The following is a 26,084-nucleotide window of genomic DNA, read 5'->3' as shown; positions in this document are numbered from 1 at the left end:
TGGCGGCCCATACCCGGGGTCAGCACAGCACGCCCGTCTCCCACGGGCATCCCACCCGGCGCCGTAAGAGTGGCTTGTCCTGCGGGGATAGCGGTGCGTGACCGTTCCGGATGCGCGCGGCGCGGAGCGCTGATTTTCTGGTGGCGTCCGCTCCCCCCCGATCTCAGGAGTGATCATGAGCATTGCAGACGAGTCCGGCGGCCGTTCCCGGCAGATGCGCCAGAAGGCGGAGCAGCTGGAGCAGGCCGCCGAGCGCGCCAACGACCCGGCCGAGCGCGACCGGCTGAAGGAGAAGGCGCGTCGCCTGCAGGAGGAGAGCAAGCAGGCCGACCAGATGGGCAGCGGCGGCATCGACCCCATGTGACGCCTCTTGCGCACGCACTGAAGAAGCCGGCCGGTGGCCACCCCCGCAACATCGCGGGGCGTGGTGTCACCGGCCGGTTTCTGGTGATACGGGAAGGGTCAGCGTCGCCTGCGCGCCCCCGTCCTCGAGGTTGGCGAAGGTGAGGTGCGCGCCCAGCAGCGCCGCCTGGCCCGCCGCGATGGTGAGCCCCAGGCCGAGACCCGTCCCCTCCGCGCCGGTACGGAAGCGCTGCGGGCCCTGCGCGACGAGGTGTTCGGGGAAACCCGCGCCGTGGTCCCGTACGCGCACGGTCGGGCCGTCGACCTCGACCAGCACCGGCTCGGCCCCATGCCGCAGGGCGTTGGTGACCAGGTTGGTCAGCACGCGCTCCACCCGGCGCGGATCGGTCTCCACCGTGCCGTCGCAGACGACGTCGACGCGCACGTCCGGTGCGGCCCCGGCCGTGGCGGTGCGCCCCTCCGCCGCCGCTCGCACCACCCGCCGGGCCAGAGCGCTCAGCTCCACCCACCGCGACTCGGCCGCCTCCGTGCCGCTGTCGAGCCGGGCCACTTCGAGGACGTCCTCCATCAAGTCCCGCAGCCGCCAGGCCCGTTCCTTGACCATGTCCTCGGCGCGGCCCTCCGGCAGCAGCGCGGCGGCCGCGATCAGCCCGGCGACCGGGGTGCGCAGCTCGTGGGCGATGTTCGCGGTCACCTCGCGTTCGGCCTGGAGGCGGGCGGCGAGCGCGTCGGCCATCGCGTTGACGGCGTGGGTGAGGGTGGTGATCTCGTCCCGGCCGGTCTCCGGCAGGCGTGCGGTCAGATCGCCATCCGCGATCTGTTCCGCGCTGCGCGCGGACTGTCGCAGCCGCCTGGCGAAGCGGGTGGCCAGGCCGAGCCCGATCACCGTCGCCACACCGGTGCCGATGGCGCCGGACTGCCACATCACGCGCTCGACCTCGTCGCTGAGGCCGTTGGAGGGGGCGCGCAGGGCGAGGACGGTGCCGTGGTCCGACCCTTCGGCGGCCCAGATGACGTCGCCGTGATCGGTGCTCTGCACATACGTGGCCCGGTGGCCCCCGGCGACCTTCGCGCGCAGCGGGCCCGGCAGGTCGGACGGGTCGACCTCCAGGCCCTGGGCGGGCCTGCCCTGCTGTGCGGTGACCCGCGCCGCGTAGAGGAGCCGTTCGAGCTGCACGTCACGCTCGCGGTTGGTGAGCAGGACCGGTACCTGGCTCGCGGTGACCACCGCCGCCAGGGTGGCGGTCACGGTGATCGTGACGCCTATCTTGAGTCGCAGTCCCATGTGCCGGCCTTGTCCCCTGCGGAGCGGTAGTTCGCGCCCGAGCCTACGGAACGTGCTCCGGAGGCCGGAGGGCAGCCCGGCCCGTTGGCCGACCGGCACCGTTGACCGCCGGGCGCGCGGCCGCCACTGTGGCGCTATACGGGGTGGCCGCGGCGCCCCTGCCGCTCGAACCACGGCCGCCGGGCCGTCAGGCCCGAGGTGGGAGAGGGACCGATGACGCAGATGGACACCGACGGACCGATACCCCGGCATACGTCCTGGCCCGCGGACGTCGCCGCGGCCTTCCCCCCTGGAGACGCGGCGCCCGACCCCGTACGGCGGGGCGCCCTCCTGCGTGGTCTGCACCGGTACTACCTGGCGTACCTGGCGGGGCCGGAGAGCTTCCAGGACATCCCGCGCCTGAACACCGACGCCCGGGTCGCCGCGACCGAGCAGGCGTGGCTCGCTTGGGAGGACGCGCGGGTCGACGCCGACGCGCTGCCCGCCACCCCGGACGCGTTCCGCGACTGGTTCCTGCGGACGGCCGCGGGGCACGTACAGGCGGAGTTCTGCCGCTATCTCGCCGAGGACGCGACGCTGCCCGAGATCGCGCTGTTCTTCCTGGCCGAGGAGCTGGTGGACAGCAAGTTCGACGACCTGGTCGCCCTGGTGCAGCTCGGCACCACCGGGACCACCAAGCTCACCATCGCCGAGAACTACTGGGACGAGATGGGGCGGGGCAGCCCGGAACGGGTGCACACGCGGTTGTTCGAGCGCTCGGCCCAGTACATGCGCAAGCACCTCGCCACGGCCGGCGCCGGGATCGGCTTACAAGGCGAACACGGTGAACTCCAGGTGCCCGAGGTGTACGAGAACGCCTGCCTGCCCCTGATGTACGGCATCCACCGCCACCTCGTCCCCCGCGCCCTCGGCGCGATGGGCCTGATGGAGCAGAGCGCGCCGCCCCGCTTCCAAGCCATGGTCGAGGGCTGCGAGCGGCTCGGCGTCCCCGAGGACGTGATCGAGTACCAACGGGTGCACGTGCACGTGGACGCCGACCACGGAGCGGAGTGGCTTGAGGGCGTGTTCACCCCGCTGGTGGCCGACTCCCCCGCCGTGCTGCGCGAGATCGCCATGGGCGTGGCCACCCGGGTGCGGGTGGCCGACGCGTACTACCGGTGTGTCCGGCAGCGGATGAGGGAGGTGGCCCGATGAGCGGCACCGTCTACCACGAGGGGAGCCGCTTCCTCCAACGGCGCCTGGGCACCGAGCGGTTGGCGGACCACATCGCCGAGCGGTACGTGCTCGACGCGCTGGCCGACGAGCACATCGGGTGGATCACCGGCGCCGACGTCGTCTACCTGGCGACCGTGAGCCCCGAGGGGCAGCCCGAGTGCTCGTACAAGGGCGGACTGCCCGGCTTCGTACGGGTCCTGGACCCGCACCTCCTGGAGATCCCCAGCTACGACGGCAACGGCATGTACCGCTCGCTCGGCAACGCGGTCTCCTCCCCGAAGGTCGGTCTGCTGTTCCTGTTCCCCGAGCACTCCGCGAAGCTGCGCCTGACCGGGTACGGAGAGGTGACCTGCGAGCCCGAGGACCTCGCCGCGCACCACGGCGCCCAGGCCGTCCTGCGCGTCCGGATCCGCGAGGTCTTCGAGAACTGCCCGCGCTATCTGCACGACGTGGCGGCCGGCGTCCACTCCCCGCACTGCCCCCGGCCAGGCCACCAGCCGCCGGACCCGAGCTGGAAACTGAAACCCGAGTACGACGGCCTGGTCACCCGGTCGTCGGCCACCCGCGACCCGCTGACTGGACCTACCGGGGGTTGAGGAGGCCGGACGTCGCGGCGGTGGCCGGTTTGCCGATGGGCGCGCGGTACTTCTCGGTGAGCGAGGGGCTGTGCAGCAGGTCGCCGGGGGTGATGAAGTCGGGATCGGCCGCGGTGGCGCGGATCTTCTCCAGGGCCTCGCGGGAGGTGAGGCGCTCGGCGCCGTCGACGTCCGCGCTGGTGGCCTGGTGCAGCGCGGTGCCGAACGCCGCCATGGACGCCAGCAGCTCCTCGTCGCTGGGGTCGGCCAGCGCGTCGGTGCCCGGAAGGTGCTGGACGGCCGGGATGCCGTTCGCCCTGCCGACGGCCGCGTGGTAGGCGGAGAGCACGGGCGCGAGCGCCGCCTCGACGCCGGCGGGGTCGTGCGCGCCCAGCGCGGTGGGGGCCTTCTGCGGGACGTGGGGGAGCGCGGGGTGGCCCTGGGCCCACTCCAGGAGCGTCTGCCGCTCGGCCCGTTCCGTGAGCGCACTGCCCTGGAGGCGCAGCTCGTACGGCGGCTCGGGCTTGGCCTCCGCGTGGCAGCGGTAGACGAACTCGGAGCAGATCATGGGCTGTTGGCCGCGTTCGGCCATCGTGTTGAGGACCCCGGCGGCCTGGTCGAGGACGGCGCGCACCATGCGCTTTCCGCCCGGCGGCAGCGGGATGCGACGGGTGACGGCCAGCAGCGCGAGCAGCACCACCTGCTGGTGCGCGTAGACGTGGCGGGTGCCGAGGTAGCGCTGGGCCACGTCGATGACCGGGACCATGTCCGCCGGGCGGGTCAGCGTACGCCCGACGAGGAGGTCGTGCGCGTCGAGAGCCTGGGCATAGGTGATGGTGCGCAGACCTTCGCCGACGCACTCGGCCAGTGTGTCCGGCCCGACGGCGATCGCGGCGTGGCTGACCTCGGAGCCGTCCAGGAGGCAGATGGCGCGGGAGAGGTGTCCCGTGCCGCGCGTCAGGACGACGTCACCGGTCTTGAGCTCGGAGGGGAGGGGCATGGAGGCGTTCCCGTCTGTGGCGTGTGCGTACCGCTGGGGGCACTGGTTCGCTGCTGCCATGCCCATCGCCGCCGCGGAGCCGACACGTGGTTCGGAGGATCACTCCCTTGGGTGATGAAGTATCGGTCCTGCTCGCCGCATGGGGGCCGCCCGGTGACCGCTGGAGCGGCGCGGCTACCGCGTACGCGCCATGACCACGAGCTGTTCGACCACCCGCAGCAGGTCCGCGGGGCTGCCCGAGGTCTTCAGATCGGTCCTGTACTTCCCGTTGACCAGGAAGGTGGGGACGCCCTGGACACCGGCCCTGCGCACCTGCGCCTTGGCGGCGGCCAACTGCCCCTTCACTCCGAAGGAGTTGAGGACCGCCAGATAGCGTGCCCGGTCGACGCCGAGCCGGGCGACGAAGTCCGCCTGCTCCTCCGGCCCGGCCAGCCGCTTCCCTTCCTGCTGCACGGCCTCGTGGACGGCCCGCATCGTCGCGGTGTCGGCGTGCGCCAGGGCCTCCAGCGCGAAGTGCATCTGTGCATGGGCGTCCCACGGGCCGCCGAAGGGGGCCGGGACGCGCACGAACGTCACCCCGGTCTGCCGCGCCGCCCAGCGGCGCACGGCGGGCTCGATCGCGTACGAGTGTGGGTCCCCGTACCAGAAGAACTCCCACACCTCGACCGTGCCGGCCGTGGTCCTCGGGGCGGGCGGCGACAGCTCCACGTACCGCTCGCCCGTCGGGATCTCATCTGCCATACGTTGTTCTTCCTCACCTGTGAGCTGCCGCCGACCCGGTGCGCCGCCACGCTCGGGCCGGGGGTGATTTCCTTCGCCGGAACCGATGCTTGCGCTGGAGTGCACTCCAAGCCCTAGTTTCGGTCATATGAACAGCGCACAGAATTCCGGAACCCCTTCCACCATCGCCGACGAGCGCTTCGAGCGCGGTCTCGCGCTCCTGCGGAAGGTCGGCGGCAGGCAGCAGCCCGCCGTGCTCGACAGCACCGCCGACATCGCCCCCGACCTCGGCCGGATGACGGTCGCCTTCGGTTACGGCGAGCTCATGGCCAACGACCGGCTCACCCTCCAGCAGCGCCAGCTGGCCACCATCGGCGCGCTCTCCGCGATGGGGACGGCCGCCGCCCAGCTCCGCTTCCACATCGACGGGGCTCTGAACGTGGGCGTGAGCCCCGCGGAGGTCGTGGAGGTGCTCATCCACACCGCCGTGTACGCCGGTGTGCCCGCGGCGCTCAACGGCGTCGCGGTGGCGCGTGAGGCGTTCCGTGCGCGGCCCGAGCTCGCCTACGAGCCGACCGATACGGGCGAGCGCGACCAGCGGTACGAGCGCGGGCTCGCCAAGCTCGCCGAAGTGGACGGGCACGCGGGGGACGCCGTCGTCGCCTCCCTCCAGGACATCGCCCCCGACCTCGGGCGCTACATCATCGAGTTCGCGTTCGGCGACGTCTACTCCCGCCCCGCCCTCGACCTCAAGTCCCGCGAGCTGGCCAGCGTCGCCATGTGCACGGCTCTCGGCACCGCCGCCCCGCAACTGCGCGTACACATCCACGGCCTCCTCAACGTCGGTGGCACCCGCGAGGAGGTCGTCGAGGTCATTACGCAGATGGCCGGGTACGCGGGCTTCCCCGCGGCCCTCAACGGCATCGCAGCGGCGCGCGAGGTGTTCGCGGAGCGGGGCGAGGGCTGAACCCCGCTCTCGACTCCGACGATCGAGCAGGCGACGAGCTGCCCGAAATGCGATCTTCGTACGTATGTGCGAGCCTGGTGGCATTCAACCTCCGAGGTCCCTTGAAGGAGGCATCGTCGTGGGCAAGAAGCAGACCCGACAGAACCGCGGCGCCCGCACCGGTGGCCACGATCACGGTGTGACGGCGGAGACGAAGGAGCCGACGAGGTCGCCCGCGGGGCAGGACGCGGCGCGTCCGGCACCGCAGGAGGTCTCCCACAAGCAGCCGCGGAAGTTCGGGCACAACTGACCGATCGCGGTAGGAAGCGGGTCCGACGACTGCCCCGTCGACGGGAGTTGACGGGGGAGCCGGTCCTGCGTTTAGCTCACCCCCGCAACAAGCGATCATGTGGGGGGCCTGTCGTGGTGGACGACAACAAGAAGGCAGTGCGGGGTTTCTTCGAGGCGGTCAGCGAGCGTCGGCTGGAGGATCTGCCTCGGTTCATGGCGCATGACGTCGTGGACCACAACAAGATCATCCATGGTGAGGCCGATGAGCCGGGCGCCGCGTTCGACGGCCTGCGCCAGCAGCTCGCCGCGTTCGACCCGCTCACCGTCCACGTCGACGAGCTGATCGGCGAGGGGGACCGTGTGGTCGCCCGGGTCACCCAGCGCGGTGTCCACGGCGGGACGCACCCCCGGATGCCCCAGCCGACCGGCCGCAGCTTCGATGTCGAGGCGATCTGGATCTTCACGATGGCCGACGGGAAGATCAAGGAGATCCGGGCCGTCAGCGACCGCCTCGGTTTCTTCCTCCAGCTCGGCTGGGACTGGCCGCAGGTCTAAGGGCTGCGGGGCCCGTACCTGCGTTACGGGCCTCCATGGGGCTGCACAGCGGGTCAGCGCGGCCCCACGATGAACAGCACGAGCATCAGCAGGATCAGCAGAGACCAGCCGAGCACCCCGATCTTCCTGCGGTGCGGGTTGCGCCCCTGGGGCCAGCCGCCGACGTCGTGCGCATCTCTGTCCATACCGATGAGCTTACGAGTCGGTGTCCGCATCCTCGTCTACGCCTTGCGCAGCAGGCGCGCCGAGAGGTGATGCTGGAGCGGTCGGCCCACCGCCGCGAGGTCGTGGACGAAGGTGAGGGTGTCGTCGTCGGTGAGGGTGTACCGGCGGCGGGTGGCGTCGACCTCCTTGGCGGTGGGGGTGAGGGCCACCTCCTGGGTGGAGAGGTCCACCGTGTTCTCGCCCGCGTGGCCGACCGCGATCTCCGCGATCCCGGTGGGCTGGGTGATCAGCGCCTCCACCCGGCCGTCCGCCTGGAGCCGCCACCAGCCGCTCTCCCGGGCGGAGGGGCGCAGCGGCGTGTCGTCGGCGCCGAGCAGCCAGGCCCTGGCCTCGTAACGGAGGAAGGGGCGGCCGTCGTGGCTGAAGGTGACCTCCTGGGCGTAGGCGAAGTCCCCGCCGATCGTCGGGTACCCGCCCTGCCCCCGGCCGTGCCAGGTGCCGAGCAGGCCGAGCACCGGCGCGAGCAACTCGTGCGGCGCGGGCACGTCGTCGAGCCGGTGGCTGTCGGGGTACGGGTTCTCCGGTACGGGGTCGAACACGGTGTGCGCTCCTGAGGTCGGGGGGTCGGTGTCGGCGGCGGCGCCCGTATGCCGGTGTACCGGTATGCCGGTATGCCGGTATCGGTGAAGCCTAGAGTGTCGAGCCCCTCGGGGCCGGGGAAGCGGCCACGACCCCCGCCTCCGCCCCGCCCCTGCCCCTCTCGCCACCGTCGCCTTCCGGTTATGAACGGACCTCTGGCGCCGGCTCGCGCTGTCCCGGTGCCGGTCAGGCCCGGCGCCCGGCAGCCCCCTCAGGCTGAACCGCCAGGCGCGTTGCGGGATGTGCACGTCATGTCGAGCGGGCCCGGCCCAGCGTGCCGCGCACCGTACGTGCGAGGTCGCCTCCGGGCCGGGGGTCAGGTCCCAGCGGGTGCAGACCGTAGCGAGGGCGAGTGTCATCTCCGTGAGGACGAACTGGTCGCCGATGCACTTGCGGTTGCCCCCCCCGAAGGGTCGGCGGGGGTGGCGGTGCGCCCGCCCAGCGTCGCGTCCACCTCGGCGTGCAGTTGTTCCCGTGCCTTCGTGTGCTGGCTGATCAGCCACAGGGCGAGGACCAGGGTGTTGGCGGTGGTCTCGAAACCGGCGCCGATCATCACCATCAGCTGGTCGCGGATGTCCTCGTCGGACATGGGCTCGCCGGTGTCGTCGTCGTGGGCGGCGAGCAGCATCGACACCAGGTCGTGCTCGCCGGGTGCGGCACGCCGGGCGGCGATGATGTCGTCGATGGCGCGGTGCAGGCGTGTACAGGCGCGGCGATAGCGCAGGTTGCCCCGGGTGGGCAGCCGGTAGAGCGGCCCCAGCGGCAGCATCACGTGCTGGTAGATGCCGTCGATGACGGCGTGCAGGCTCTCCAGCACCTCGGCCACCGCCGAGTCCCCCGCCTGCGCGGCCAGCACGCTGCGGGTGACGATGCGCAGGGTCAGGGTGGTCAGCGCGGCGGTGACGTCGAGCCGCTGACCGGGCTTCCAGGCGCTGGTCATACGGTCCACCTCCTCGCCCATGACCACCGCGTACCCGCCGATGCGGCCCGGCTGGAAGGCGGGCTGCATCTGGCGGCGCTGCCAGCCGTGTTCGCGCCACGCGGCCATGGGCAGACTGCTGCCGAACAGCACCCGTGCCTTGTCGAAGAACGGGCCGCCCTTGTCGAAGGTCCGCGAGTCGGTGAGCATCTGGCGCGCCGCGTCCGGCCGGCAGACGACATAGGCCGGCCAGGGCCCCATCCCGATCCGTACGAGGTCCCCGTGGGCCGGCAGCGAGGACAGGAACTCCAGGGGGCGGGCGTGGAGTTGCCAGGCGTGCCCGAGCAGGGACAGGCCGCCGGGAGCCACACCGGCGCGCGGCCGTGAGGGGGTGGTGGTCACAGCAGGACACCTCCATGAGGAACACGCAGGGGCGCTGTGCGCGTCAGGCCGTCGGCTTCCGACTATCCTCTCCCCGCATACGCACCGGAACCCGGCGCGAAGCAGCCCGCGCGGGCGCGGCCGGGACGGCGGCAACCCCCCACCGGGGAGCACGTACCACGAGGCGGAGGGCCCGGCAGCGGGGATCCCCTGCACTCCTGGCAGGTCCACATCACCGGTTCCCTATCCTCCCGGTATGAAGAATCGTCTGCGCATGTCGCGGCTGCTGGCTGCCGCGCTGATCGGGGCGGCTCTGCCGGCCCTGCTCGGCGCCCCCGCCACGGCGGTCGCACCGCCACCCCCGAACACCAGTAAGTCGGCCGGACAGCAGTGGGAGTTGCTCTCGCTCGCCACCGGCAAGTACGTCTCGGTGGAGGCGTCCGACGCCAACGAACTGCACGCACGGGCGGACAACCCCGGCATACCCGAGCAGTTCACCCTGCACACGGACACCTCGGCCAAGGGGGCGACGGTCTCTCTGCGCTCGCAGGCCAACGGGGCTTATGTGGCAGCGGAGTTCGGTGCCGGGGCGGATGGCCGGTACGGGAAGCTGCGCGCCAGGACCGAGGGGCCGCCCGCCGGGTGGGAGAAGCTGGAGCTCGTCGCGCAGCCGCAGTCCGGCGCCGACGTCTACGCCCTGCGCTACCAGGACGGCACGCAGGAACGCTATGTGTCGGCCGACGCGGGCGCCACCGGCGACGGGCTGCTCCAGGCCCGCGCCACGGCGGTGGGTTCGTGGGAACGCTTCCGTCTGGTGGCTGTGGCCGCACCCGCCGACCCGCCCGCGCCGCCGTCCGCGTCCCCGCGCACCGTCAAGGCGATGACCTGGAACGTGTGCTCCGACAACAACAAGGCGTGCGGCTTCTACCACACGACGGCGGGCCCGCTGGCGGACGAGATCACGGCCCGCGCCAAGGCCGCCGGGAACCCGGATGTGATCCTGCTCGAAGAGTTCTGCGAGAAGTTCGCCAAGCCCGTGGAGCTGGCGCTCGAAACGCAGCTCGGCGGCGGCTGGGACGTACGGTTCGCACCGGTTCAGTACCAGGTGCCCGGAACGAACATCAAGGCGCAGAAGAACTGTCGGCCCGACGCGTCAGGAGCCGACCGGGGCGCTTATGGCGTGGCGCTGGCCGTGCCTGAGGAGAACACCTGGTACCGGGCGTACGAGTTGCCCTCCCCGCCCGGCGTCGAGCAGCGCACCGCGCTGTGTGCCACGGTCACCTCTTGGGCGGCGGAGGTGTGCGCCGCGCACTTCAGCACGGGCGGCCCCGGCTACGACGACCCCGACCGTACGTACCAGCCGCGGCAGGCGGACGCGCTGCGCCAGGCCGCGTCCCTGCCCGGCTACCGCCCGCTGCTCGGCGGCGATCTGAACGCCGCGCCGTCGACGGGTGTGCTGGGCACGCTGTACTCCGCGTACGAGGAGTGCGACGCGCACTCGGCGACACCGAACCGGCCGACGACGGGCGCGATCAAGATCGACTACCTCTTCGGCGGAGGCACGTGGAGCGGGTGCGGCGTCGCCCCCGACACCGGCTCCTCCGACCACCGGGCGGTGTGGGGCACGCTCGCTCTGTCCTGAACCGCGTCGTGAAGATTCGGCCGCCCGCTCAAGAAGCCGGTGGGTGGATCGACCGGCGCCGCGGGCGACGCGACGGGTGGCCAGGACATGCTCACGGCCACGCTCAAGCGCCTCCAGCAGGTCCAAAACGGCGAGGGGGCCACGGTCACCACCGCCGATGTGGCGGCCAAGGCCGACAAGAAGTAGTCGGAACGTTCCCCACGCGCCGCGGCTTGCGGTTGCCGCAGCGTCAACTCCTACTGTCTTCGGTGTGGCCGGAGATACCGGCCCGGCGATGGGAGGCACGGCGATGGCCTGGTCGATCGCGGACGTGGCCCGGATGTCCGGAGTGACGTCCCGGACGCTGCGGCACTACGACGAGATCGGCCTGCTGCCACCCGCCTGGATCGGTGCCAACGGGCACCGTCACTACGAAGAGGCCGAGCTGTTGCGGCTCCAACAGATCCTGCTGATGCGGGAGTTGGATCTGGGACTGCGCGAGATCCGGGCGGTCCTGGACAGCCGGGTCGACCAGGTGGCGGTGCTCCGCGAGCACCACCGACGGCTGCTCGCGGAGCGGAACCGGCTGGACACGCTCGCCCGCACGGTCGGCCGCACCATCGCCGAACTGGAGGAAGGCAAGGACGACAACACCATGGCGAAGATCAACAGGCCGGAGAACCTGTTCGAGGGGTTCGAGCCCGACACCGCGGAGACCGAGGCCGAGGTGCGTGAGAAGTGGCCGCAGGCCTGGGAGCAGTCCCAGCGGGCCGTCGAGACGATGACCGCCGACGACACCGAGCGGTGGCAGCGCGAGGTGACGGCCCAGATGATCCGCTTCGCGGAGTTCATGGTGGCCGGCGCACCGGTCGACGATCCCGCGGTGCAGGCCGAAGTGGACGTCCACTACCAGGCCGTCTGCCGCTTCTGGACCGCGAACGCGGCCGCGTACAAGGGGCTCGGCCACACGTATGTCGACGACCCGCGGTTCCGCGCGAACTTCGACAAGATCGCCGATGGGCTGGCGGTCTACCAGCGCGACGCGATGGTCGTCTACGCCGACGCCCGGCTGGACTGACCGACTGCGGAAACCCAACCCGCGGTGGCCCGGCACTACGCGGGGTGTGCCCGGCTCACAGCCGGAAAACCACCCCGCGCCAGGTCCATCCCGCGTCCAGGACCGCACTCCGCAGGGGGTTCTTCATCTCCGCGAAGTCGAAGCGCGCCACCTCCGTCCTCCGCGGGAGGCCGTTGGGCCCGCGCTCGATCGTCCAGTCCCAGGCGACGGTGGTCACCTGCCCGCGCGAGTACTCGCGCCTGCGCGCGTCCCACTCCTCGTCGAGCGCCCGCACCTCGTGCCGCGCCGGAACCACCCGCATGCGGGTGCGAACGGTCAGACGCAGCTGCGGGACCCGCCACATCGCCACCAGATCGGCCCGGTCGGAAGGGGCACCGTTGCGTACGACGAACGGCACGTCCGGCCCGTTGACCGCGAGCAGCGCGGCCCGCACTTCAGCGGCCGTACGTGCCGCGACGCCGGCGGCGGGGGAGCGGGTGCCGGTCAGCCTGTCGAATATGCCCATCGGGACAACTTACGGGATGGTGCTGACGGTGGAGTCGGCGAGGGCGGTGCGGGCTGGCCGGGGGCCGCCGCGCCGCGCCCGTGACCAGTGGGCCGGCGCGATCTCGTACGGTGCAGCGCACGCATCGCGGCGACGAGGGCCCGTCCGCTTGCTTGGGACAGCCCTCCAGTGTGTCCCGGGGGGCAACCCATTCGCACTGATGAGGCAGGTCCACCCGGACGGGGCATCCTTGGGGTGATCCTCGGGCAACTCCTGTGCGCCGTCGCTATGTTGGCCGCTCTCGTCGGCAATCCCGGAGTCGCCATGGAGGCGTCGTGAAAGTCTTCTGGGTCCTCTTCGCCCTCCTCCTCACCGCGCTCGCGCTGGGCGGATTCATCAACGCGGTGAAGGACGCCGACAAGGCGAGCCGCATCGGCGACCTCGTCATCAGCGCCCTGCTCGCTCTGGCGGCCCGGGGGAGCTGGAGGCGCGTCGGCGCCTGACGGGTCTCGCTCGCCGAGGAGGCCGGGGGCGCGTCAGCGCTTGCCAGTAGGGCGGGGCAGGTGCTGGTCGAGGATCCACCGCAGCCGGTCGGCCCCGTCCGGGTGCGGCAGGGCGCGCTTGGGGAAGAACGCTACGCACGCCCTCTTCGGGTCGGCCGAGAGCAGCACGAACAGGCGGGGCGTCTCCACGTAGCGGGAGAACGCGGGCCAACCGGACCATCCGTTGGTGTGTCGCGTCGTGACCGTCACGCCGAAGGCGTCCACGCAGACGCGGCGCTCACCTTCCCACTCGGCGTGCCGGTGTGCCCGGCGGGCCTGCAGGCGCGGCGCGATCACCAGACCGAACGTCACGAACGCCACGGCGAACAGCAGGGAGACCCAGTTCACCGAGCCGCCCTGGGAGTCGATGCGCACGGCCGGCGCGGCGATGACCACGCCGAACACGGAGATGATCCACTTCCCTCGGCGGCCGACGGGAGAGGCCTTCGTGAGGACACGTATCCCTTCCCTGAACTCGTCGGCCGTCGCCCGGTACACCAGCTGCACACCCTCAACGGTGGTCTGCTGGTTGCTGTCCATACTCATCCGCTTCTCTCCTGGCTCGATGTACCGCCGACGAGCCAAGCCGAAGCGTGCTTCCTGCCGACGTTCCGGGACATTATGCGTGCCCGCGGAGGTGACCGTCGTCGGCGCTCGGGCTGCGGCCAGGGGGGAGGGGCGTGCCTCACGGTCTCCTGGTTGCGAGAGTCCCGGGCCGGAGAGGCCTGGGTCCACATGACGGCGGGAGTATCCCCGCAGGAGTGAAGGGCCGGCCGGAGTGAGGGCAAGCCGCGGCGAGGGGGCCTGCCGACGTCCGGGCAGGCGTCCGGTATCCCCTAGGTAGGGTGGGCGTACTACCCCATCGTGAACCCGAACAAGGAGCAGACGTGAGCGAGCCGGCGTCCACCGCCCTGCAGCAGGAGATCGCCCGGGAACTCCAGGTCGCCGAGACCTTCGAGGCCGAGCGGGAGATCGAGCGCCGGGTGGCTTTCCTCGCCGAGCGGCTGACCTCCACCGGCCTGCGCTCCCTCGTCCTCGGCATCAGCGGCGGCGTCGACTCCACCACCACCGGCCGCCTGTGCCAGCTCGCCGTCGAGCGGGCCCGGGCCGCCGGGCACGAGGCGCGGTTCTACGCGATGCGCCTGCCCTACGGCGTTCAGGCCGACGAGCACGACGCCCAGCTCGCGCTCTCCTTCATCCAGGCCGACCACGTCCTGACCGTGGACATCAAGCCCGCCAGCGACGCCGCGCTGGAAGCCTCGCTCACCGCCGACGTGAGCTTCCGCGACGCCCACCATCAGGACTTCGTGCACGGCAACATCAAGGCGCGCCAGCGCATGATCGCCCAGTACGCCGTGGCGGGCGCGCACGAAGGCCTGGTCGTCGGCACCGACCACGCCGCCGAGGCGGTCTCCGGCTTCTTCACCAAGTTCGGCGACGGCGCCGCCGACCTCGTCCCGCTCACCGGTCTGACCAAGCGCCGGGTGCGCGCCGTCGCGGACGCCCTGGGCGCGCCCGCCGAGCTGGTGTGGAAGACCCCGACGGCCGACCTGGAGACCCTCGACCCGGGCAAGGCCGACGAGGACGCGCTTGGCGTCACGTACGACGACATCGACGACTTCCTGGAGGGCAAGCCGGTGGACGAGCGTGCCTTCGAGACGATCGTCCGCCGCTACCGCCTCACCGAGCACAAGCGCCAGCTGCCCGTCGCGCCGTAGCCACGTAGCGGCCGCGCCGGATGCGCCCGCAGGGGCGTGGGTGCGTGTGGCCCCGGGAGTGCCTCAGGCATTCCCGGGGCATCGCATGTTCGACAAGCCGGCGACGCGCCTGGAGGCCCGCAGACCCTTGATCAGGCTCGTACGGGCAGGCGGTCATCGCGAGGTGATGGGGATGCCGGCCCGTCTACGGGCGCTCCGTCAGCAACCCCGCCAAGTGGTCGGCGAATTCGGTGAACCGGTCCAGTCGGGGCCCCTTGCGGGCGATGCGGAATCCATGGCGGCGGCCCCAGAACGCGGTCTGGACGGCGTGGAACTGGGCCCACCGCCGGGTGCGTTCGCGATCGAGTTCCGCTGCCTCGGCGAAGACGTCGAGCGCGCGGCGGACGGCCTTGCGCAGGTCGTCCGCCGCGAGGAGCGCCAGCGCGCGGGATTTGAGCAGGGTGCCGCCGTCGTAGGCGGGGTCCCCGGCGTACCCCTTGGGGTCGACGGCCAGCCACGGTTCGCGGTCGGCGCGCAGGATGTTGCCGGCGTGGAGGTCGCCGTGGATGAGGGTGTCCGGCTGGACGCGGCCCAGTTCGCGGACCGTCGCCACCGCGGCGTCCACCACATCGCGCGACAGCGCGTGCGTCAGCTCCGCGGCATCCTTGCCCAACTGCTCCTCCCAGGCGTCGGCCCGCTCCCGCAGCCGGGGCAGCCCGGGCGGCGCGGGGACGGCCAGCCGGCGGTTGAGGCGTCCCGCCACCGTCACCACCTCATCGCCGTCCTGGACCTCCGCCAGGGTCGACGTCCGCGCCCGTTCCAGCAGCATCGCGAACCGGTCGTCGTCACGTTCGTACAGCCACACCGCGCCGCGCCCGGCCCACGCGGCGAACGCGTCCGGCTCGTGGACATTGCCCGGGTGCGGAAACGACACCTTCAGCACGGCGGGCGCTCCCGTCGGCCGGCGCACCGGGACGATCACCCCGACACCCCCGTGCGTCACTTCGCCGTCCGGCACGCACCCCCAGCGCTCCAGCAGCCCCTCCACGATCCCGGGCAGCTGGGCGAGCCAGGCCGCGCCGGGTTCTCCTTCGCGCTCGACGGTGGTCCGCGCGAACACCTCTGGTATCACCATCATCCGGGCACGTTACGTGCCGGACGGGCACCGTAACCAGGAAACGGCCGTCGGGGCGTACGAAGTACGCTGACCGCGTGACCACGCACAAGAGCGTCGATGTGAGTGTTGACGCGATGATCGAGGACCTCAGGACACTTGTCGAAGTCGAGTCTCCCTCACGCGATCTCGATGCCCTGGCGGCATCGGCGACGACCGTCGCCGCCGTCATCGAGAGCCGCCTCGGCGGCAAGGCCGTCCTCGTCGAGAGCGGGGCCGGGCCGCACGTCCACTGGTCGGGCGGTGGCGATCCCCGCGTACTGATCCTCGGTCACCATGACACGGTGTTTCCGCTCGGCACGCTCGCGCGCCGCCCGTTCCGGGTCGCGGACGGGCGAGTCACCGGCCCCGGTGTCTTCGACATGCTGGGCGGTCTGGTGCAGGCCGTTCACGGGCTGGCGGCGCTCGACGACCTGTCGGGCGTCGAGATCCTGGTGACGGCGGACGAGGAGGTCGGCTCCGGCTCGTCCCGGGCTCTGATCGAGGAACGGGCCCTCGCGTGCGGTGCCGTACTCGTCTTCGAGGGCGCCGCCGACGGCGGAGGTCTGAAGACCGGCCGCAAGGGCTGCGGCACGTACCGCGTCTCGATCGCGGGACGGGCGTCGCACGCCGGACTCGAACCCGCCGCCGGGGTCAACGCCTTGGTCGAAGCGGCACACCAAGTACTGGACATCGCGGCGCTCGGGCGCCCCGAGATCGGCACGACCGTCACACCGACCGTCGCGTCCGCGGGAACCCTGGACAACGTCGTTCCCGCCGAGGCGACCGTCGTCGTGGACGTCCGGGTGGAATCGGCCGAGGAGAAGGAGCGTATCGAAGCGGCGTTCGCGGCTCTTGCTCCGCACCTCGACGAGGCGGAGATCACGGTCGAGGGAGCCGTCGGCCGGCCCCCGATGCCCGAGTCGGCGTCGGCTGAACTCTTCGCGGTGGCGCGGAAGTTGCGTCCCGGGATCGCGGGCGTGGCAGTCGGCGGCGGCAGCGACGGCAACTTCACGGCCGCGCTGGGAGTGCCGACGCTCGACGGCCTGGGAGCCGTGGGAGGTGGGGCTCATGCCGACCACGAGTACGTGGTGGTCGAGACGATGGCCGAGCGGGCGAACCTTGTCGCGGGGCTGGTGAAGGCGATTCGGAGCGCCTGACGGGAGGGCGGTGCGAGGGAGGCGGAAGGTAAAGGGAGGGTCGACCCAACAGGCTTGGCCTGTGGGGCCGATTGGTTGTCCTGGCGCCGGCGAACGGAGATCATGAAGCCGTACGTCCACCCGGGGCAGCCACCCCGGACAGCCAGCCCGGCGCCGACCGTCTCGCGGGTGGATACGACGAGGGACAGGAGACCCATCCACTCATGGACATCGAGATCGACGCGGACCTGGTGCGGTCCCTTCTGCGCGAGCAGCATCCGGACCTGGCCGGGCTCGACCTGAGTACGGTGGCGGGTGGCTGGGACAACCAACTGTGGCGGCTGGGCGACGAGTTGGCCATACGTATGCCGCGCACGCCACGCGCGCCGGAACTCCTGCGCAAGGAGCACCACTGGCTGCCCCTGCTGGCTCCGGGCCTGCCGCTCCCGGTGCCGACCCCGTTGCGGATGGGGGAGCCGTCCGCGCTGTTCCCGCATGTCTGGACCGTGGCGAGATGGGTTCCCGGCGAGCCGGGCGACCGTGCCCCGATCACCGAGGGCCACCACGCGGCCGATACGCTGGCGCGTTTCCTGAGGGCCCTCCACAGGGACGCGCCCGCCGGGGCACCCACCAACGCCGAGCGTGGAGTTCCGCTCGCAGATCTGACACACCATCTCGACAAGCAGCTCCAAGCCGTCGCCTCCCGCGTGCCCGCCGGTATCCGGAACGTATGGGAGGAGGTGGTGTCGGCTCCCGGGTGGGAGAGGCCGCCGGTATGGGTCCACGGCGACCTTCATCCTGCGAACGTCGTGGGCTCGGACGGAACGCTCACCGGCGTGATCGACTTCGGCGAACTCTGCGCCGGTGACCCGGCGACGGACCTCGCAGCGGCGTGGCTGCTTCTGCCATCGGGCGCGGCTTCGCGGTTCTTCGAGACGTACGCCGACGCGGACACGGCCACCATCCGGCGTGCACGCGGGTGGGCCGTGCTGCGAAGCCTCTCCCTCGTCAGTATCGGGCAGGCCTGGGAGCGGGGGCTTCCCGGTGGCAAGCAGACATGGGGAGCGGCGGGCCGGGTGGCGCTGGAACGGGTGCTGGCATCCACCTGAGAGGTGGCCGTGCGGCCTTGTCGAAAGGCTGTTGAGGTGTGGCCGTACCTCGGGGAGACTCCGGGCCATGGAGTTCTTCTGCTACCACCGCGATCGGCCCGACTCGGTCACGTTGCGCGACCAGCTGCTGGAAGCCCACTGGTCCTACATGGACGGGTACGAGAAGGAGCTGATCGCGCGCGGTCCCACCTTCGCCGAGGACGGTGAGACGCCCAGTGGCAGCGTGCACATTGTGGCGCTGCCGGATCCCGCCGCGGCCCGCGCGTTCGCCTTCGACGAGCCCAACTACCAGGCAGGCGCGTACCGGGACGTGCTGATACGGCGGTGGCGCAACCTGCTCGGGTGTACCATGTGGGACTTCCCGGGCGGCCGCACCGGCGGCAACCGCTATCTGGTGCTCGGTCTCGGCTCGGGGGAGCCCGCCGACCTCGTGGTGCCGCCGGACCGCGACGACCTGATCGCGTACGGGCCGCTGCTGTCCGACGACGGGGCCACCTGGGTGGGTACGGCGGCGCTGGTCCGGGCCCCGGACGCGGACACCGCTCGTACCGTCCTGACCCGCGACCGCTACGCCGACATCGAGGTCCACCACTGGGAGTTCGGCGGGCGCCGGTGAGGTGACGGGTTTCCCGGCAGCGGGGTGACGGCTTGCCGGTGCTGCCGCTGGGCCTCACACCCCCTGGCGCCGTCGATCCGCTCGCGAAGCAGGTCGGCGTGTCCGTTGTGGCGGGCGTACTCCTCGATCCCGGGACATCGGTGTATCTCCCGCACCGCTACCGTTCGTTGACCCTCACACCGGCAGACCGGTCGCGTCGTAGTGACGCAGCGTCCGGACCGAGACGCGACCGTGCCGGGCGAAGTCTCCGATGGTGAACATGATGGCTCCGAGTTGAGCGCCTGACACACTACACGGCTGCCCAGTTGGCCCGCCTCAACCGCGTCATCGCGCTCAAGGACCTCGGGTTCACCCTTCAGCAGGTCCGGGAGATCCTGGACGAGAAGGTCGCCGCCGCGGCAGCCATCGCGGCCTCCAGCTCGGCTTGCCGCAGCCGCAGCATGCCGCGCAGTTCCTCGGTGGTCTCTACGACGAGTTGTTGTGGCGTCTGGGCGAGGAGGACGTCACGCCGACGGGACCGGGCGTCGCCTACTACGAGGACGCCCCGGAAGGCGACGGAAGGATCGTCGTCCACGCCGCCGTCCAGGTCGGGGCGCCTCTCCAGGACGGTGCCTTCCGGGTGCTCGACCTGCCGCCCGTCGACCGGGCGGCGACGATCGTGCACCGCGGCTCAATGGACGCGGTGCTGCCCACGGCGCAGACCCTGGCCCGCTGGATCGACGGTAACGGCTACCGGTCGGACGGATACCCCCGGGAGATCAACCTGGAGTGCCCGGCCGACCGCGACGAGTGGGTGACCGAACTCCAGACACCGGTAGCCAAGGCCGGGGTTGCCAAGGCCGGGGGTGCCGAGACAGGGGTTGCCGAGACCGTGGCTGCGGAGGCAGACGTCGCCAAGCCGCCGCTCGCCAAGCCCTGATACCCGTCGTGACGGTGCGGTGTGGCCGGAGTGGCGCCCCGGCCACACCACACCTGCCTCAGACCTGGCCCCGCCACGCCCCCGTCTCCGTGCCGCGGCTCTCGATGTACGTCTTGAAACGCTTCAGGTCCTGAGTGATCTGGTGCTTGACCAGGCCCAACTTCTCGCCCGCGGTCTCGACGGCGCCCTCGGGGGCGTGCTCCATCTGCAGCATCACCTTGGTGTGGCTGTCGTCGAGACGGTGAAAGGTCACCACGCCCGCCTGGTGGACGTCCCCGTCCACCGTGGTCCAGGCCACCCGCTCGTCCGGGATCTGTTCCACGACCTTCGCGTCGAACTCCCGTGAGACACCGTCCACCTTGGTCACCCAGTGGGTCAGGGTCGGCGTCCGCTGTTCGATCCGCTCCACTCCACCCATGAACCGCGGGAACTCCGTGAACTGGGTCCACTGGTTGTACGCGACGGTGACCGGGACGGATACCTCGATCGACTGCTCGACCTTCGACATGAAGCTTGCTCCTCGAAGCTCTCGACTGCGGTGGAGGCCGTCGGGTACCCGGGCCGTACGGCCGTACACGTCTCCGAGGGCGGTCGCTTCTACCGTCTCCGAGGACGGCCGCTTCTACGTCACCGGCCTCGACCAAGTCCGCCCTGGGTATCGCGGTGCTGCTGGACGGCGTCCGGGGCCCGGGTGGGGGCAGTCGGGCGGTGGTCGTCCGGCGGGGCGAGGAGCGGGAGCGTGTGGGTGACGGTCAGCAGTCTCCGTACGGCGCCGCTCGCGGCGCGGACGCAGAGGGTCTTGCCTTCCCGGAGCGCGCGTTGACGGATGCGCAGCAGGATGTTGAGGCCCGAGCAGTCGCAGAAGTCGACCCGGCGCAGATCGAGGTCGAGACCGTGGCGCGAGCGGTCGAGAGCCGCACGCAGCGTGCTGTGGAGCAGCTGGTCGGCGTCGATGTCGAGCTCGCCGGTGATCACGGCCAGCTGGCGGTCGCCCGCCGGGTGGATCTCGATCTCCAGGCGCGGCAATGGCCGGCCGCTCGGCGAGTACGCCGGTGCCGCGTAGGTGGTGCCCCCGCGGTTGAGCTGTGCGGGTATCGCGTGCTCTGGCATGGCATTGGCTCCCGAGGCATCCGCCGGTGCCTTGCTCGGCTTCCTCAAGGTTCCGCCTCCATTCCTCATGCGTCAAGAGATACATGAAAAGTATTTCACCTATTTGTATGCGTGAAAGGTGCGTCATACCCTGAGGGGATGGGTGCTGTACCTGAACCGCACGCGGGCTGGACGTTCTTGACGAACCACGCCCGCGTCCTCGCGGCGATCGCCGACGACCCCTCCGTCCGTATACGCGACATCGCCGCGCACTGCCGCCTCACCGAGCGCGCCGTCCAGCGGATCATCGCGGATCTGGAGGAAGCCGGATATCTCTCCCACACCCGGCGGGGCCGTTCCAACACGTATCGCATCGAACCGAGCAACCCCCTGCGGCATCCGGCCGAGGCCGGGCTGACCGTGGCGACCCTGCTCGCGATGCTGGCCCAGCACGACCAACAGCGCGGGCAGCAGCCTCAGCACCTGTGAACGCGCCGGACCAGCCGCGCGACCGCGTGCCGACGGAGGGCCTGTGCGGCTCCTCGGACTCGTCGGGTTCCTCGGACTCGTCGGGTTCCTCGAACTCGTCGGGCTGCTCGGCCTCGTCGGGTTCCTTGGGCTGCTCGGATTCCTCAGGCTCCTCTGGGCGATGAGTTTTCGCGGGCCCGGGAGTCAACCGGGGAGACAGGCGGGTTCCGCACGCGAAAGGGCAGCACCATGAGCACCCTCATCGTCACCGTGTTCGTCACGCTGGACGGCGTCATGCAGGCTCCGGGCGGGCCGGGCGAGGACGTCGACGAAGGCTTCGAGCACGGCGGCTGGCAGGTCCCGTACGTCGATGACGACTTCGGCCGGCTCATGACCGACGTCTTCGAACACACTGCCGACCACCTCCTGCTCGGCCGCAGGACGTACGACCTCTTCGCCTCCTACTGGCCTCGCGTCACCGACGAGAACAACCGGATCGCCGTGAAGCTCAATTCCATGCCCAAGTACGTGGCGTCGCGCACCCCGCGCGACCTGGAGTGGAACAACTCGCACCAGCTGACGGGCGACGCCGCGGACTCCGTCGCCCGGCTCAAGGAGCAGGTCGACGGCGTGATCATGACGCAGGGCAGCAGCGACCTGATCCGCACCCTGCAGCAGCACGACCTCGTCGACGAGTACCGGCTGCTCATCAACCCCGTGATCCTCGGCACCGGCAAGCGGCTCTTCAGCGAGGGCGCCAGCCCTTCCGCCTGGACGCTCAAGGAGTCCCGTACCACCGGGGCGGGCGTGCAGTACTGCGTGTACGAGCGGTCGGGAAAGCCCGAGTACGGATCCTTCGCGCTGGACGAGGAGGGGTGAAGACGGTCGACGCCCGCCCGGGCGACGCCCCGCCTTCGTAGCCCGCAGATCAGCCCTGGTCCGGCTTCAGCCCTGGTCCGGCCAGTGGGCGAGGTCGCCGGGGTCCGTGTTGGCGCCGCAGAGGACGACGGCGGCCTTCTCGCCCGCCTGGTTCCGCGCCGCGGTGAGGCCCGCGAGCGCGGTCGCGGCGGCGTGCTCCACGGCGATACGGCGGTGGTCCCACAGGGCCCGGCGGGCGCTGACGATCTCACTGTCGGGTACGAGGACGGAGTGCACGTCGGCCTGGCGTGCGGCGTGCAGGGCCATCGCCGAGACCCGGCGCGCGCCGAGGGCGTCCGCGGCGATCGAGTCGACCGTGACGTCGACCGGGCGACCGGCCCCGATCGCGGCGTTCAGCGCGCGGCAGTTCTCCGGCTCGACCGCGACGACGCGTACGCCGTGGTGACGGGCGGCGGTGGCGACGCCCGAGAAAAGGCCCCCGCCGCCGACCGCGACCACCACGGTGTCCAGGTCGGGGACCTGCTGGAGGATCTCCTCCAGCAGTGTGCCCGCCCCGGCGGCGATGAGCGGGTGGTCGTACGCGTGCGAGGCCAGCGCGCCGGTCGTGGCGGCGAAGTCCCCGCAGGCGGCCAGCGCGTCCGCGTACTCGGCGCCGACCAGCCGGACCTCGGCGCCGAAGCCGCGCAGCCTGGCGACCTTGACGGCGGGCGCGGTGGTGGGCAGGAAGACGGTGGCGGTGACGCCCTGCTGCTGGGCGGCCCAGGCGCAGGCGAGCCCGGCGTTGCCGCCCGAGGCGATCGTGACCCCGGCGTCCGGGAGGGTCCCGGCCTCGCGGTGGGCCTGGATGAAGTTCTGCGCCCCACGGGCCTTGAACGAGCCGGTGTGCTGCATGAACTCCAGCGCCAGCCACACCTCGCGGGGCGCGTCGGGGTAGGCGGCGATGTCATGGCGGGCGGCGAGGAGCTCCCCGGGATCGGCCTGGGCGAGAGCGACGCGGCGGACGCGTCCGGCGATGCGGTCGGCGGCCGCCTTGACGTCGCCGTACGTGAGCTGGTGCATGTCGGGGGCTCCCATACGGAGAGGGCGAAGGGCGCGGAAGGTGGTCAGGGCCGGGTGAGCGCCGGGCCGTGGTGGCGATCGATACGCTGTACCGTACCCAGTTCCTCAAGCGCCTGGTCGAGCCGCAGCTCGCCGACTGCCTCGCGTGCTCCCGGGCCGCTCCCGGGAGCACGCGTCGGCAGTCGGGTCCCCGCCGGACTCCGCCTCTGGCCGGTGGTCAGAAGCGGCCGTGGACGGCCTCCCGATCCGTGGGTGACATCGCGGCCGCGGGCGCCTTCAGGCTCGGCGTGGGCTCGACGTAGGTCGGGGTCGGGTCGGCCTCGGGGGCGCAGGTCTTGGCGATGAGACCCTTGCCGGAAGGCAGAGTTCCGTCCCGCAGGTACGCCACGAAGGTGTCGTCCAGGCAGGCGTTGCCGTGGAAGAGGACCTCGTGGAAGCTGCCGCCGTTCTGCACGACCAGCTTGGAGCCGGGCAGTGCCTTGCGCATCGCGACGGCGCCGGGGTACGGCGTGGCCGCGTCCTCGGTGGCCTGGAACAGCAGCACCGGCGGAAGGCCCTTGCCGGTGATCTTCAGTCGGCCCGGGCCGCCCTGGTAGGGCCAGAACATGCAGGCTGCGTTGTACCACATGTTGTTGTACGTGTAGAACGGCGCGACCGCGTTGACCTTGGCCTGGTCCTTCTTCCAGAACTCCCAGTCCCGGGGCCAGTTGCTCTCCGTGCACTGGGTGGCGTTGTAGTTCGGGAAGGTCCCGTCGTCGGCGCCCGGCGCGGCGTACCGGTTGTACGCGATGGCCAGCGGGCGGGTGTCGTGCCGGTTGAGGTAGCCCGAGAGCACCGTGGCCATCCGGGGCCAGCGCAGGAAGTTGTAGCCGCCCCCGTAGAAGGTGTCCTCGAACTCGGCCGGGCCGATCTTGCCGGGGGCGGGCGCGGCGGCCACGGGGGTGGTGCGCAGCGCGTCCTCCACGGCGTAGTACTTCTTGATCACGGCGTTCGCGTCGGTGCCGAGGTGGTAGACCGAGTCGGCCTTGGCGGTCCACTCGGCGAAGGCGCGGAAGCGCCGCTCATGCTCCTTGTCCTGGAGGATGTTGTGGTCGTACCAGGAGATGGTGGGGCCGACGATGCTGTCCAGGACCATGCGCCGCACCCGCGAGGGGTACAACTGGCCGTAGGTGGAGCCCAGTGAGGTGCCCCACGAGCCGCCGTAGAAGTTGATCTTCTTGGCGCCGAGCGCGACGCGGATCCGGTCCATGTCCCGCGCGCTGTCCACCGTCGTCATGTGCGGCAGGATCCAGCTCCAGTCCGCCGCGCAGTCGGCGGCGTACGTCGCGGCTTTGCGGAGCCACGCCTTCTCGGTGCCGTGGCTGACCTGGTAGTCGGGCCGCGCGCCGTCGAAGTAGTGGGCGTCGCAGACCACATGGGGTTCGCTGCCGTTGGTGCCACGGGGGTCGAAGCCGATCCAGTCGTACGTCGAGGCGACGTCGGCCGGGATCTGGCCGGTGATGTACGCGGGCATCCACAGACCGCTGTCGCCGGGCCCGCCGGGGTTGAGCAGGATCGGGCCCTGCTGCTTGGACTTGGGGGCGGTGGCGGGGAGCCGGTTGAGCTTGAGCTTGATCTTCCGCCCGTCGGGGTGGGTGTAGTCCAGCGGGACTTCGAGCATGGCGCACTGCAGCGCCGGGGTCGTGGTGTCACCGCAGGACGTCCAGGCGATCCGCCCGGCGTCGGCCTCCTGGCGGTCGGGGGCCGCGACGCTGTCGGGGGCCGCGGCGACCGGGACCGCGCTGCCCAGTAGGACGCTCGAGACCGCAACGGCCAGCAGTGTCAGTGGTCTTCGCATGTGCCCTCCTCAGTCGGCGCGCCGGGCCGGCGCGACGGGGTCAGAGAAATGATGTGACATGTGCAATGGCACATGTCACACGGTGGCGTTTCTCGTTACGCAACCGTGATTCGGTCCTCAATGGGCCGGGCGCCGGACGTGATCGTGGCGTACGAGACGGGGGTGGTCGAGGTGTGCAGGTCAGGCTGGCCCGCAGCGCTCCCGAAGTCGGCCCCGGCGTGGGCGAGTTGGGGCGAACCCTGCCGAAACACCCGCACGCCGGGCGTGGAGGCCGGGCGGGCGGTGGGGCGGGGGAGGCGTGACAGAGGCGCGCGGCGCGGGCCGGTGGTTGCGAAGCCGGCGGTGCGGATGGAACGCCTGGGCGCCCGCAGCCGCTTCGAGGCGGGCGTACGCTCGGTGCAGCACGGCTGGCTGCCGTCGATTCCGGGCTGAAGTGCCCGGCAGAGCCCCTGAGTTGCTGATCCCCTGAGCGATCCCTTGAAGGCCGAGCTGGGCGCGTCGGGGCGGCTACTCATTTCTTCGTGAGTACGTGAGTAGCGGGGGAACGCCGGACCGGTGGCGGCCCGGACTGATGGCCGCTCAGATGACATGCGCGGCGATGGCCTGGGCGCACGTCAGGGATTCCGTGTGTGTCGTGTCCACTTCCACGTCGTAGACGACGCCCTCGTGGGCCAGGTGTGCTTGGGAGGCGGCCATTCCCCGGGCCCGGTCACCCCGTGCCGTCTCGCGGGCCGCGGCGACCGTGCTCTCGCACCGCACGCCGACCCACAGCACGGCCAGATCGCCAATGGCTTTGCGCCAGCGCTGCTGGGAGGCGGCTCCGCCGAGGAACACGTCGTCGACGACGACCCTGGCGCCCGCCCGGGCCGTCGCCGCGACGCCTTCCATCCAGGCCGCCTCCAGCGCCCGGAAGTCCGCGCCGACGGTGACCGTGCCGTCGGAGCCGAACCCGATGCCGTCGGACGATGCCTGCATGCTCGCGGGCAGCGCGTCGACGAGCGAGTCGATGCCGAACGCCAGCCACGGATGCGGCAGTACGGCCTGAAGACACCGCACGATGCCGGTCTTGCCCGAGCTGGAGCCGCCGTTGAGAATGATCATCTGAGTCGTCACCGCGACACAGTACGGTGCACACCCCCGCGGTACGGAACGAATTTTCCGGCCAGGTGGACCGAGCCCACGCCGGTGGGCTGTTCGCGTTGGCGAGGGTGTCGCCGGGGCGGCGGGGCCACGCGGGCTCGCCGCGCGCTGTGGTCAGGCAGGAGCCCATGAGCGTTCCTACAGCACGGTGCTCCCCAGCGGCCACTCCGGCCCCGCGCGGCGGCACGAAGAACACCGCG

Annotated in this window: 30 protein-coding genes and 3 pseudogenes; 17 read left to right on the top strand and 16 right to left on the bottom strand. The window is 71.3% G+C overall.

Annotated features, from left to right (window positions below):
- Positions 1-175 precede the first annotated feature (175 nt).
- The gene (locus AB0G17_RS22885; protein WP_361385713.1) at positions 176-364 is read left to right on the top strand and encodes a DUF6381 family protein; all 189 of its coding nucleotides are present in this window, start codon (positions 176-178) and stop codon (positions 362-364) included.
- A 66-nt stretch (positions 365-430) separates the two neighbouring features.
- On the opposite strand, the gene AB0G17_RS22880 is transcribed toward AB0G17_RS22885, so the two are convergent.
- The gene (locus tag AB0G17_RS22880) at positions 431-1,648 is read right to left on the bottom strand and encodes a HAMP domain-containing sensor histidine kinase (protein WP_361385710.1); all 1,218 of its coding nucleotides are present in this window, start codon (positions 1,646-1,648) and stop codon (positions 431-433) included.
- 213 nt (positions 1,649-1,861) lie between these two features.
- Here AB0G17_RS22880 and AB0G17_RS22875 point away from each other — a divergent pair, with 213 nt between their 5' ends.
- Both AB0G17_RS22875 and AB0G17_RS22870 read left to right on the top strand, forming a co-directional pair.
- Positions 1,862-2,842 carry an iron-containing redox enzyme family protein gene (locus AB0G17_RS22875; RefSeq protein WP_361385707.1) on the top strand — a complete coding sequence of 327 codons (981 nt, stop codon included), beginning with the start codon at positions 1,862-1,864 and terminating at the stop codon, positions 2,840-2,842.
- The gene (locus AB0G17_RS22870; protein ID WP_361385704.1) at positions 2,839-3,459 is read left to right on the top strand and encodes a pyridoxamine 5'-phosphate oxidase family protein; all 621 of its coding nucleotides are present in this window, start codon (positions 2,839-2,841) and stop codon (positions 3,457-3,459) included. The genes AB0G17_RS22875 and AB0G17_RS22870 overlap by 4 nt, the downstream gene beginning before the upstream one ends.
- Here AB0G17_RS22870 and AB0G17_RS22865 read toward each other — a convergent pair.
- Both AB0G17_RS22865 and AB0G17_RS22860 read right to left on the bottom strand, forming a co-directional pair.
- Positions 3,446-4,438 carry a hypothetical protein gene (locus tag AB0G17_RS22865; RefSeq protein ID WP_361385701.1) on the bottom strand — a complete coding sequence of 331 codons (993 nt, stop codon included), beginning with the start codon at positions 4,436-4,438 and terminating at the stop codon, positions 3,446-3,448. The genes AB0G17_RS22870 and AB0G17_RS22865 overlap by 14 nt on opposite strands.
- A gap of 174 nt (positions 4,439-4,612) precedes the next feature.
- Positions 4,613-5,179 carry a thiol:disulfide interchange protein DsbA/DsbL gene (locus AB0G17_RS22860; RefSeq protein ID WP_361385698.1) on the bottom strand — a complete coding sequence of 189 codons (567 nt, stop codon included), beginning with the start codon at positions 5,177-5,179 and terminating at the stop codon, positions 4,613-4,615.
- A 127-nt stretch (positions 5,180-5,306) separates the two neighbouring features.
- Here AB0G17_RS22860 and AB0G17_RS22855 point away from each other — a divergent pair, with 127 nt between their 5' ends.
- From AB0G17_RS22855 to AB0G17_RS22845, 3 genes are all read left to right on the top strand, one after another.
- Positions 5,307-6,125, top strand: a complete 819-nt coding sequence (locus AB0G17_RS22855; protein WP_361385695.1) for a carboxymuconolactone decarboxylase family protein — start codon at positions 5,307-5,309, stop codon at positions 6,123-6,125.
- A gap of 118 nt (positions 6,126-6,243) precedes the next feature.
- Entirely contained in the window at positions 6,244-6,414 is a 171-nt protein-coding gene (locus tag AB0G17_RS22850; RefSeq protein ID WP_361385692.1) for a hypothetical protein, read from the top strand.
- A gap of 113 nt (positions 6,415-6,527) precedes the next feature.
- The gene (locus tag AB0G17_RS22845) at positions 6,528-6,950 is read left to right on the top strand and encodes an ester cyclase (protein WP_361385689.1); all 423 of its coding nucleotides are present in this window, start codon (positions 6,528-6,530) and stop codon (positions 6,948-6,950) included.
- Between the two features lie 53 nt (positions 6,951-7,003).
- Here AB0G17_RS22845 and AB0G17_RS22840 read toward each other — a convergent pair whose 3' ends face one another.
- The 3 genes from AB0G17_RS22840 to AB0G17_RS22830 form a co-directional block, all read right to left on the bottom strand.
- Positions 7,004-7,135, bottom strand: coding sequence for a hypothetical protein (locus tag AB0G17_RS22840; RefSeq protein ID WP_361385686.1), 132 nt, complete (start codon positions 7,133-7,135; stop codon positions 7,004-7,006).
- Positions 7,136-7,171: 36 nt separating this feature from the next.
- Positions 7,172-7,714 (bottom strand): FABP family protein, encoded by a 543-nt coding sequence (locus AB0G17_RS22835; protein ID WP_361385684.1) that lies wholly within the window; start codon positions 7,712-7,714, stop codon positions 7,172-7,174.
- Positions 7,715-8,109: 395 nt separating this feature from the next.
- On the bottom strand, positions 8,110-9,075 hold the full coding sequence (locus AB0G17_RS22830; RefSeq protein ID WP_361385681.1) for a cytochrome P450: 966 nt from the start codon (positions 9,073-9,075) through the stop codon (positions 8,110-8,112).
- 235 nt (positions 9,076-9,310) lie between these two features.
- Between AB0G17_RS22830 and AB0G17_RS22825 the strand changes: the two genes are divergently transcribed.
- The 3 genes from AB0G17_RS22825 to AB0G17_RS22815 all read left to right on the top strand — a co-directional run bounded on the left by AB0G17_RS22825 (position 9,311) and on the right by AB0G17_RS22815 (position 11,753).
- Positions 9,311-10,696, top strand: a complete 1,386-nt coding sequence (locus AB0G17_RS22825) for an endonuclease/exonuclease/phosphatase family protein (protein WP_361385678.1) — start codon at positions 9,311-9,313, stop codon at positions 10,694-10,696.
- Positions 10,697-10,735: 39 nt separating this feature from the next.
- A complete protein-coding gene (locus AB0G17_RS22820) occupies positions 10,736-10,882 on the top strand; it encodes a hypothetical protein (protein ID WP_361385675.1) in 147 nt (48 codons plus the stop codon).
- 103 nt (positions 10,883-10,985) lie between these two features.
- On the top strand, positions 10,986-11,753 hold the full coding sequence (locus AB0G17_RS22815) for a MerR family transcriptional regulator (RefSeq protein WP_361386027.1): 768 nt from the start codon (positions 10,986-10,988) through the stop codon (positions 11,751-11,753).
- A gap of 55 nt (positions 11,754-11,808) precedes the next feature.
- On the opposite strand, the gene AB0G17_RS22810 is transcribed toward AB0G17_RS22815, so the two are convergent.
- Positions 11,809-12,258, bottom strand: a complete 450-nt coding sequence (locus tag AB0G17_RS22810) for a hypothetical protein (protein ID WP_361385673.1) — start codon at positions 12,256-12,258, stop codon at positions 11,809-11,811.
- A 314-nt stretch (positions 12,259-12,572) separates the two neighbouring features.
- Between AB0G17_RS22810 and AB0G17_RS22805 the strand changes: the two genes are divergently transcribed.
- Positions 12,573-12,740: a hypothetical protein gene (locus AB0G17_RS22805; RefSeq protein WP_361385670.1), complete on the top strand. Its 168-nt coding sequence runs from the start codon at positions 12,573-12,575 to the stop codon at positions 12,738-12,740.
- Positions 12,741-12,773: 33 nt separating this feature from the next.
- Here AB0G17_RS22805 and AB0G17_RS22800 read toward each other — a convergent pair whose 3' ends face one another.
- A complete protein-coding gene (locus AB0G17_RS22800) occupies positions 12,774-13,325 on the bottom strand; it encodes a YcxB family protein (RefSeq protein WP_361385668.1) in 552 nt (183 codons plus the stop codon).
- Positions 13,326-13,666: 341 nt separating this feature from the next.
- On the opposite strand from AB0G17_RS22800, the gene nadE reads away from it, so the two are divergent.
- A complete protein-coding gene (nadE, locus tag AB0G17_RS22795; protein WP_361385665.1) occupies positions 13,667-14,497 on the top strand; it encodes an ammonia-dependent NAD(+) synthetase in 831 nt (276 codons plus the stop codon).
- A 184-nt stretch (positions 14,498-14,681) separates the two neighbouring features.
- On the opposite strand, the gene AB0G17_RS22790 is transcribed toward nadE, so the two are convergent.
- Complete coding sequence (locus AB0G17_RS22790; protein ID WP_361385662.1) at positions 14,682-15,614, bottom strand: aminoglycoside phosphotransferase family protein; 933 nt, start codon at positions 15,612-15,614, stop codon at positions 14,682-14,684.
- 74 nt (positions 15,615-15,688) lie between these two features.
- Between AB0G17_RS22790 and AB0G17_RS22785 the strand changes: the two genes are divergently transcribed.
- From AB0G17_RS22785 to AB0G17_RS22775, 3 genes are all read left to right on the top strand, one after another.
- On the top strand, positions 15,689-16,789 hold the full coding sequence (locus tag AB0G17_RS22785) for a M20 family metallopeptidase (RefSeq protein WP_361385659.1): 1,101 nt from the start codon (positions 15,689-15,691) through the stop codon (positions 16,787-16,789).
- Between the two features lie 203 nt (positions 16,790-16,992).
- On the top strand, positions 16,993-17,877 hold the full coding sequence (locus AB0G17_RS22780) for an aminoglycoside phosphotransferase family protein (protein ID WP_361385656.1): 885 nt from the start codon (positions 16,993-16,995) through the stop codon (positions 17,875-17,877).
- A 67-nt stretch (positions 17,878-17,944) separates the two neighbouring features.
- Positions 17,945-18,493 (top strand): YciI family protein, encoded by a 549-nt coding sequence (locus AB0G17_RS22775; RefSeq protein WP_361385653.1) that lies wholly within the window; start codon positions 17,945-17,947, stop codon positions 18,491-18,493.
- Positions 18,494-18,552: 59 nt separating this feature from the next.
- Here AB0G17_RS22775 and AB0G17_RS22770 read toward each other — a convergent pair.
- Positions 18,553-18,638: pseudogene (locus AB0G17_RS22770) on the bottom strand (DUF664 domain-containing protein); the annotation flags it as partial.
- 38 nt (positions 18,639-18,676) lie between these two features.
- Positions 18,677-18,754 (bottom strand): annotated as a pseudogene (locus AB0G17_RS22765) (MerR family DNA-binding transcriptional regulator); the annotation flags it as partial.
- A gap of 26 nt (positions 18,755-18,780) precedes the next feature.
- Here AB0G17_RS22765 and AB0G17_RS22760 point away from each other — a divergent pair.
- Positions 18,781-19,412, top strand: a pseudogene (locus tag AB0G17_RS22760) (MerR family transcriptional regulator); the annotation flags it as partial.
- Between the two features lie 58 nt (positions 19,413-19,470).
- Here AB0G17_RS22760 and AB0G17_RS22755 read toward each other — a convergent pair.
- Positions 19,471-19,920: an SRPBCC family protein gene (locus AB0G17_RS22755; protein WP_361385650.1), complete on the bottom strand. Its 450-nt coding sequence runs from the start codon at positions 19,918-19,920 to the stop codon at positions 19,471-19,473.
- A 119-nt stretch (positions 19,921-20,039) separates the two neighbouring features.
- Entirely contained in the window at positions 20,040-20,522 is a 483-nt protein-coding gene (locus tag AB0G17_RS22750) for an STAS domain-containing protein (RefSeq protein ID WP_361385647.1), read from the bottom strand.
- A gap of 138 nt (positions 20,523-20,660) precedes the next feature.
- Here AB0G17_RS22750 and AB0G17_RS22745 point away from each other — a divergent pair, with 138 nt between their 5' ends.
- Complete coding sequence (locus tag AB0G17_RS22745; RefSeq protein WP_361385645.1) at positions 20,661-20,990, top strand: helix-turn-helix domain-containing protein; 330 nt, start codon at positions 20,661-20,663, stop codon at positions 20,988-20,990.
- Positions 20,991-21,218: 228 nt separating this feature from the next.
- Complete coding sequence (locus AB0G17_RS22740; protein ID WP_361385642.1) at positions 21,219-21,848, top strand: dihydrofolate reductase family protein; 630 nt, start codon at positions 21,219-21,221, stop codon at positions 21,846-21,848.
- 66 nt (positions 21,849-21,914) lie between these two features.
- Here AB0G17_RS22740 and AB0G17_RS22735 read toward each other — a convergent pair whose 3' ends face one another.
- From AB0G17_RS22735 to cpt, 3 genes are all read right to left on the bottom strand, one after another.
- The gene (locus AB0G17_RS22735) at positions 21,915-22,907 is read right to left on the bottom strand and encodes a threonine/serine dehydratase (RefSeq protein ID WP_361385639.1); all 993 of its coding nucleotides are present in this window, start codon (positions 22,905-22,907) and stop codon (positions 21,915-21,917) included.
- 217 nt (positions 22,908-23,124) lie between these two features.
- Positions 23,125-24,744, bottom strand: a complete 1,620-nt coding sequence (locus AB0G17_RS22730) for an alpha/beta hydrolase (RefSeq protein WP_361385636.1) — start codon at positions 24,742-24,744, stop codon at positions 23,125-23,127.
- 579 nt (positions 24,745-25,323) lie between these two features.
- The gene (cpt, locus tag AB0G17_RS22725; RefSeq protein ID WP_361386024.1) at positions 25,324-25,845 is read right to left on the bottom strand and encodes a chloramphenicol phosphotransferase CPT; all 522 of its coding nucleotides are present in this window, start codon (positions 25,843-25,845) and stop codon (positions 25,324-25,326) included.
- Positions 25,846-26,084 lie beyond the last annotated feature (239 nt).

This window comes from Streptomyces sp. NPDC023838, from assembly GCF_040639555.1.
Taxonomy (GTDB): Bacteria; Actinomycetota; Actinomycetes; order Streptomycetales; family Streptomycetaceae; genus Streptomyces.
This window is presented reverse-complemented; position numbering and strand designations above follow the sequence as displayed.